Source organism: Lentzea sp. NPDC060358, assembly GCF_042725365.1.
In the GTDB taxonomy this organism is placed as follows: domain Bacteria; phylum Actinomycetota; class Actinomycetes; order Mycobacteriales; family Pseudonocardiaceae; genus Lentzea.
In genome coordinates, this window is record NZ_JBHXCW010000342.1 from 1 (window position 1) to 6,582 (window position 6,582).

General features: G+C 72.7%; 9 protein-coding genes. 5 read left to right on the forward strand and 4 right to left on the reverse strand.

Features of this window, described 5'->3' with window-relative positions; all coding sequences use genetic code 11:
- Positions 1 to 63 precede the first annotated feature (63 nt).
- From ACFWGZ_RS38365 to ACFWGZ_RS38380, 4 genes are all read left to right on the forward strand, one after another.
- Positions 64 to 384: a WhiB family transcriptional regulator gene (locus tag ACFWGZ_RS38365; RefSeq protein WP_382456506.1), complete on the forward strand. Its 321-nt coding sequence runs from the start codon at positions 64 to 66 to the stop codon at positions 382 to 384.
- Positions 381 to 596: a hypothetical protein gene (locus ACFWGZ_RS38370; protein WP_382456507.1), complete on the forward strand. Its 216-nt coding sequence runs from the start codon at positions 381 to 383 to the stop codon at positions 594 to 596. The genes ACFWGZ_RS38365 and ACFWGZ_RS38370 overlap by 4 nt, the downstream gene beginning before the upstream one ends.
- A gap of 74 nt (positions 597 to 670) precedes the next feature.
- Entirely contained in the window at positions 671 to 1,543 is an 873-nt protein-coding gene (locus ACFWGZ_RS38375; protein WP_382456508.1) for a class I SAM-dependent methyltransferase, read from the forward strand.
- Positions 1,540 to 1,710, forward strand: a complete 171-nt coding sequence (locus tag ACFWGZ_RS38380; protein WP_382456509.1) for a hypothetical protein — start codon at positions 1,540 to 1,542, stop codon at positions 1,708 to 1,710. Before ACFWGZ_RS38375 ends, ACFWGZ_RS38380 begins: the two co-directional genes overlap by 4 nt.
- A gap of 1,137 nt (positions 1,711 to 2,847) precedes the next feature.
- Here the strand turns inward: ACFWGZ_RS38380 and ACFWGZ_RS38385 are convergent.
- The 4 genes from ACFWGZ_RS38385 to ACFWGZ_RS38400 form a co-directional block, all read right to left on the reverse strand.
- Positions 2,848 to 3,390 (reverse strand): hypothetical protein, encoded by a 543-nt coding sequence (locus ACFWGZ_RS38385; RefSeq protein WP_382456510.1) that lies wholly within the window; start codon positions 3,388 to 3,390, stop codon positions 2,848 to 2,850.
- 86 nt (positions 3,391 to 3,476) lie between these two features.
- Entirely contained in the window at positions 3,477 to 4,787 is a 1,311-nt protein-coding gene (locus tag ACFWGZ_RS38390) for an ABC1 kinase family protein (protein WP_382456511.1), read from the reverse strand.
- The gene (locus ACFWGZ_RS38395) at positions 4,784 to 5,584 is read right to left on the reverse strand and encodes a TOMM precursor leader peptide-binding protein (protein ID WP_382456512.1); all 801 of its coding nucleotides are present in this window, start codon (positions 5,582 to 5,584) and stop codon (positions 4,784 to 4,786) included. The genes ACFWGZ_RS38390 and ACFWGZ_RS38395 overlap by 4 nt, the downstream gene beginning before the upstream one ends.
- 45 nt (positions 5,585 to 5,629) lie before the next feature.
- Positions 5,630 to 5,785, reverse strand: coding sequence for a DUF5679 domain-containing protein (locus ACFWGZ_RS38400; RefSeq protein ID WP_176946781.1), 156 nt, complete (start codon positions 5,783 to 5,785; stop codon positions 5,630 to 5,632).
- 195 nt (positions 5,786 to 5,980) lie between these two features.
- Here ACFWGZ_RS38400 and ACFWGZ_RS38405 point away from each other — a divergent pair, with 195 nt between their 5' ends.
- Positions 5,981 to 6,508 carry a M48 family metallopeptidase gene (locus tag ACFWGZ_RS38405; protein WP_382456513.1) on the forward strand — a complete coding sequence of 176 codons (528 nt, stop codon included), beginning with the start codon at positions 5,981 to 5,983 and terminating at the stop codon, positions 6,506 to 6,508.
- The last annotated feature ends 74 nt before the right edge of the window (positions 6,509 to 6,582 follow it).

A 6,582-nucleotide genomic window follows, 5' to 3' on the forward strand; every position in this document is an offset into this window, starting at 1 on the left:
GGACTCGCACAGAGTCCGCGGCTTTCGTGTTTTTGCAGTACCCCACACAAGGAGAAAACCCTGATGTTGACCGCGACTGTCCCGCTCACCGGCGAGACACTTCCGGACCTCGCGGAGGGGCTCGACATCCCCTGCCGCACCCACAACCCCGACCTCTGGTTCGCGGACGCGCCGGCCGACCTCGAGAAGGCCAAGTCCTTCTGCGGGACCTGCCCGGTGCTGGCGGAGTGCCTCGCCGGTGCTCTCGCCCGTCACGAGCCGTGGGGTGTCTGGGGTGGGGAGATCTTCGAGCGCGGTGTCGTGATCGCGCGCAAGCGGCCCCGCGGCCGTCCGCGCAAGGACGCGACCGTTGTCACTGCCAGCAAGACGGAGGCGGCGGCATGAGCACCGTGCAGCTCAACCACAACGCGTTCCCCGCCTACCTGAACGAGGGCCTGACTCCCATGTCTCTGAACGAAGAGCTCGTGCGAATACGAATACAGGAAGCCCAGAGGATCGCTGAGGAGCAACGCCTGGCGAACCGCATCGCGTCAGCGCAACGTTGGCGCAGGTTGTCGCGATGGGCGGGACGCAGAGCGGCTCGCTTCGACCTCTGACAGTCTCGAGCTGAGGCCGTCGTCCACGAGAAGGTGGATGGCGGCCTTCGCCGTTCCTCCGTACCGTCCCCCTTGTGCCGCACCACACCCACGACGGAATCGACTGGTCGTCCCGGCTCCACGCGATGAGGCGCTACGGCTCGCTGCAGGCGGAGGCGCTCACCGCTGTCGCCCGCAGACTCGTCGCACCCCTGCCCGACTCCCCGGTCGTCATGGACGTCGGCTGCGGAGCCGGCGCCATGAGCGTGCCGCTGGCGGCAGCGCTGCGCGAGCACGGCGGCGGCGTCCTGGTGCTCGTCGACGCCACCCCCGAACTGCTGGACGCGGCCTGCACCGCGGCGCGCGCCGAAGCCGACGGCGCCGTCTCGGTCAAGCCCGTGCTGGCGGACCTGTCGGCCGAGGACCCGCTGTCCTTCACCGGTCCGGTCGAGCTCATCTGGGGCTCCCGGGTCGTGCACCACCTCCCTGATCAGCTGCGCGGCATGAAACGCCTGGTCTCCGCCCTGGCTCCGGGCGGCTGGCTGGCCCTGGCCGAAGGCGGCCTCGAAACCCGCTTCCTGCCCTGGGACCTCGGCGTGGGCGAGCCGGGCCTGCAGGACCGCATGGCCGCGGCCCGCGCGTCGTGGTTCGTGTCGATGCGCGAGAACATGACCGGCACCGTCCGCCTGCCGGTCGGCTGGAACGTCGCCCTCGCCGACGCGGGCCTCGGCGACATCAGCGCCTTCAGCTTCGTGGTCGACCACCCGGCCCCGGCCAAGCAACTCGTGCGCGACTGGGCGGTCGACCGCCTGACCTGGCTGACCGAGGTCACCGGGCCGTCACTGCACCCGGCCGACCGCGCCGCCCTGCGCCGGCTGCTCAACCCCTCGGACTCCGAGTACGTCGGGGCCCGCGAGGACGTCTTCCTGCTGGAGACGGACACCGTCCACGTGGGACGGCGGCGGTGACCGCCTGCCACCGGTGCGGGCGGTCGAGGTCCTCCGTTTCCGACCTGGAGTTCCTGGCCTGGTCTTCCGAGCGGACCGGCGGGGCGGTCCGGTGGTTGTGCCACGTGTGCGCGAAGGCCCACGTGCGGGACATCGAGGGCAAGCTGCCGGACGAGTACTGGCGCTGACCGCGCGGGTCAGGCCGGGTTGGGACGGACAGGGTTGGGACGGGCTGGCTGGGCCGGGTTGGGCTGGGATCGGGCCGGGCCTGGCTGGGTTGGCCAGATCGGGCTGGGGCGGACAGGGTTGGGCCAGCTGGGCCGGGCCGGGCCGGGCCGGTCGAGTTTGGGGCTGGGCCGGGTTGGGCTCGGGCCAGGGTTGAGCCGGGTCGGGTCGGCTGGGTCCGGGCAGGCCGGGCAGGCCGGGCAGGCCGGGTGAGTCGGGCAGGCCGGGCAGGCCGGGTGAGTCGGGGCCGGGTTGGGCTGGGGTCGGGCCGGGTCGAGTTTGTTGGGTTGGGCCGGGCGAGGCCAAACCGGATTGGGCTGGGCTGGGTTGGGTGGCCAGGTCGGGTCAGGCCAGCCGGGTGAGGTCGGGCTGGGCTCGGTGAGGCCGAGTTGAGCTGTGTCAGGCCGGACTGAGGCGGCCAAGTGGGGCCGGGCCAGGTTGGGGCAGGTCGGGTGAGGCCGGGGACGGGCGAAGCCCGGTCGGGTGGGTGGCCAGGTCGGCCTGGGCCCGGTGAAGCCGGGTGGGCTGGGTCGGGCCGGACTGGGTTAAGCCGGGGCCGGGTCGGGCTGGGCTTGGTGTCGCCGGGTTGGGCCGGTTCGGGTCCGGCCGGGGCTGCGTTGGGCTGGTCCTCCTGGGGGCGACTGGTGGGGGCCGGATCCGGCCGGGTCGAGTCAGGTCAGGGTGGCCGAGCCCGAGGTGAATTGACCGGGTGATGTCGGGCCGGGCCAGGTCGTGTCAGGTCGGCTTGGCCGAGCCCGGGTTGGTGCGTCTCCGGGTTGGCCGGAGCTAGGTGGGCTGGGGCAGATCGGCCGGACCCGACCAGGCCGAGCTGAGTTCGGCCGAGTTGGGTCGAGCCCTGACGGCACCAGCCCGGCCTGGTCGGAACGGGACGCGCGGAGGCAGATCGGCCGCGCCGGGCAGGGCCGGCTCGATCCGAGCTGACAAGGCCGGCCTCGGCCGGCGTCCGGACCAGTCGTCGGTGCCCGCGTGGACCGCCGGAGGTCGATCGCTCGGCCTGGGGCGAGCCGTGTCAGGTGCGGGAGCCGTGGCCCGGCTCGGGCGGGTGCACCCGCGGCTCAGCCGGGAAGGGCCCGCCCGCGTCAGGTCGGGTACAGGTGGCGCAGGGCCTGCCTGACCAGGGCCGTTCCCCGGCGGCTGCACAGCCGCAGCTCCTCGTGCAGCTCGCCCGGTGTGCACAGGCGGGCGTCCACCACGGCGTCGAGGATCGCCACGACCGCGTGCGGGTTCTGCTCCCGGCGGGCCAGGTCCAGTGCGGCTCTGGCCGGCGGGGCCAGTCGGAGGCCGTCCGCGCGGATCGCCTCGGGTGGGCGGGTCGTGCGTTCCAGCAGGATCGACGGGTGGGCTCGGCGGGCGTTGGGGCCCGCCAGCACGTGGACGTGCCGGGGGAGCGGGAGGGCGGCGCCCTGGCGGACCAGGGCGTCGGCGCCCGTGATGACCGACGCCGGGCCCGTGAAGGACTGGACCGCGCGGAGCCTGTCCAGGCGGGTGGGCGGGGACTGCTTGGTCAGCACCACGCCGGGCAGCAGGCGCTGCCACGGGCCGGCGGGGGTGCAGGCGTGCTGGATCTCCCGGGAGGAGAGTCCGGATTTGCGCAGGTCAGCGGTGGTAGCCACGGGAGTCATGGGGTAATCGTGGCCCAGCCGCACGGGGTGGGACCGGGGTCGGCGCCAACCTGTGGACAACTTCCGGGAGGTTCACCCGGTCGAGGTCAGTCGTCGAACCCCGGCTGCCAGCGCGCCACGATCTCGCGGGCCGTCACGTGGGCGTCGAGCTGGCACAGGATGCCCGTCGCGCCCAGCGTCACGCGGTGGATCAGCAGGTACTGCGGCGGCAGGTTCAGCGACCTGCCGGTCTGCGAGTCCGGGCTGCGCAGGTCGCCGACCCGCTCCGCCTGCGACTGCAGCCAGCGGCGGGTGAAGTGGAACGACTCGGTGCGCAGCGGCTCCACGAACGGGGCCAGGTAGCCGAGGACGTCGTCGCCGTTCAGCGACATGCCCTCGCGGATGAAGTTCTCGGTGCGCAGGAGCTCGACCAGGTCGGCGGAGCGGCCCTCGAGGGCCAGCCTCGTCATCAGGCCCAGCGTCTTCGGCAGGCCGTCGGGGAGGCGGGCCACGGCGCCGAAGTCGAGCACGCGCAGGCGGCCGTCGTCGCCCAGCATGAAGTTGCCGGGGTGCGGGTCGGCGTGCAGCAGGCCCGAGCGCGACGGAGCCGAGAAGTGGAACTCGGCGAGCAGCTGGCCCGCCCGGTCCCGGTCCTCCACCGAGCCGCCGCGGATGATCTTCGCCAGGCCCACGCCCGAGGTCCACTCCGTCACCATGACCTTGGGGGCCGAGGCGACGACGCGGGGGACCACGACGTGCGGGTCGTCCTCGAAGGCCTTCGCGAACTGGCGCTGGTTCGCGGCCTCATCGCGGTAGTCGAGCTCCTCCAGGTACCGGTCGCGCAGCTCCTCGAGCAGGGGGCGCACCTCGGCTCCCGGCATGATCGCCTGCAGCAGCCGCGAGAACCTGAGCAGCTGCTTCAGGTCGGCGCGCAGGGCCTCGTCGGCACCGGGGTACTGCACCTTCACCGCCACGTCGCGGCCGTCGTGCCACACCGCGCGGTGCACCTGGCCGATGGACGCGGAGGCGGCGGGCTCGTCGTCGAACGACTGGAACCGCTTGGACCAGGACGCGCCGAGCTGCTCGGCCAGCACGCGGTGCGTGGTGCGGGCGGGCATCGGCGGGGCCGCGGTCTGCAGCTTGGTCAGGGCCTCGCGGTACGGGGCCGCGAGCTCGTCGGGGACCGCCGCCTCGAACACGCTCAGGGCCTGGCCGAACTTCATCGCGCCGCCCTTGAGCTGGCCGAGCACGGCGAAGACCTGTTCCGCCGTCTTGGCGGTCACCTCGGCGTTGACCTCGTCGGCCGCGCGGCCGGTGAGTCGCTTCCCCCAACCGCCCACCACCCGGCCGGCCACCCCGATGGGGAGGCTCGCCAGCTTGGCGGTGCGCTGCACGGCCTTGCGCGGAATCTCGGTCACACGGCCATGTTATGTGCGGAGCACTGACAGTCAGGGTGCGGATACCAGCTTCGCCTCTCAGCAACCCCCGCGACCAGGTCGAGCTCGACAGTGGCGTTCACCACGGGCGGCGGCGCCGGGTCGTGGCCGCGCAGGTGGACCAGCGACTCCAGGACCTGCACGACGGCCAGCGCCGCGGTGCCCGACGCGAAGAGCACGTCGGAGGAGGCGGGCTTGCCGGCGAGCTGCGCGGCGATGACGGGCCAGGCGGGGTCGTGGTCGGTGCGGTGCAGGTCGGCGCAGTTCAGGCAGCTGGTGCGACCCGGCAGGACCAGCGGTCCGACGATGCCCACGCCCTCACGGACGCGCACGGCGAGGTGCGGCGTGCGGGACGCCATCAGGCCGTTCACGAGGGCCGGATCGGGCACGAGCGTGGCCGCGAGGACCACCAGATCGGCGTGGTGGGCGAGCCGCACGTTCGACTCCGCCAGCAGCGAAGTGATCGACAGGGCGAGGTGCCCGGCACCGTGGACCGCGACCGTCGACCCGGCCGCGGGGAAACCCGTGTCGAGCAGCCCGGCCTCGGCGAGCGATTCCAGAACTTCACCCAGCTGGGTGGGGTCCTCGCCGCGGGACCGCAGCCTTTCACCCAGTTCGGCGACGGTGTGGCGGCCGTCGAGGGTGAGCAGTTCGTCGACCAGCGCCTCGGGCAGCGAGTCGATCACCACGGCGTGCTTCGGGTCGGTCCCGACCTGCACGGCGCCGGCGCCGCGGCGCACCACGGCGAGTCCGGCCCGGACGCGGGGTCTTGTGTCCACAGGGGACAGACTGGCAGGGGGTGAGGCCCCCTGCCAGCGGAAACGTCAGACCTTGGCCTTGCCGAGGATCCGCGTCATCTTCGTCCCGCAGACTGGGCAGGTGCCCTTCGCCATGCGCCGGCCGTTGGTTTCCTCGACCTGTCCGTCGAAGTCGCGCTTCTCCCGACACTTGACGCAGTAGCCGTTGTAGGTCTCGGCCACAGCCCCTCCCTTGCAGTTGTGAGTGCGGACACACTCGGGGACCTTGGCGCGACGGTACCTCCGCGAGGCCGCGTTTCCGCGCATGTCGCGCCCGCGCGTGTCCAGCCGCCGTTCGGTGGAACTTCACCCGCCGGGTGCGCGCCTGCGGCCGGTTGGGGGCGGAAAATTGTCGGTGCCGACGTTTACGGTGACTGCATGGCCGAACCGCGGGTGGAGGTGCGGCGGAGCTCCCGGCGCCGCCGCATGGTCAGCGCGTACCGGGAGGGCGACACAGTGGTCGTCCTTCTGCCGGCACGGATGACCAAGGGGGAAGAGAAGCACTGGGTGGCGGAGATGTTGAGCCGCCTCCAGCGCAGTGAGACGCGCAGGAAGTCGCCTGCGCGCACGTCGGACGAGGCGCTCATGTCGCGCTGTGCCGAGCTGTCGGCGCGCTACCTGGACTCGCTCGCCGACCCCGTGAGCGTGCGCTGGGTTCCGCCCATGCGCACGCGCTGGGCCTCGTGCACGCCGACCGAGGGCACCATCAGGGTGTCCGAGCGGTTGAGGGACGTGCCGCCGTGGGTGCTCGACTACGTGCTGGTGCACGAGCTCGCGCACCTGCTCGTCCCGGGTCACGGCAAGGACTTCTGGGAGTGGGTCCACCACTACCCGAAGACCGAGCGGGCCATGGGGTACCTGGAGGGGCTCTCGGCCGCCGCGGGCTGGGGCATCTCCGAGGACTGACGAGCCACGACGCGGAAGAGCCCGGCGGGGGTGTGCCCGCCGGGCTCTTCGCCTGTTCGCCGGAAGTAGGTGTC

Bases quoted from the DNA above. Each gene is read 5' to 3' on its own strand.
- ACFWGZ_RS38365 (WP_382456506.1), top strand. From the start codon at position 64: ATGTTGACCGCGACTGTCCCGCTCACCGGCGAGACACTTCCGGACCTC.
- ACFWGZ_RS38370 (WP_382456507.1), top strand. From the start codon at position 381: ATGAGCACCGTGCAGCTCAACCACAACGCGTTCCCCGCCTACCTGAAC.
- ACFWGZ_RS38385 (WP_382456510.1), bottom strand. From the start codon at position 3,390: ATGACTCCCGTGGCTACCACCGCTGACCTGCGCAAATCCGGACTCTCC.
- ACFWGZ_RS38405 (WP_382456513.1), top strand. From the start codon at position 5,981: ATGGCCGAACCGCGGGTGGAGGTGCGGCGGAGCTCCCGGCGCCGCCGC.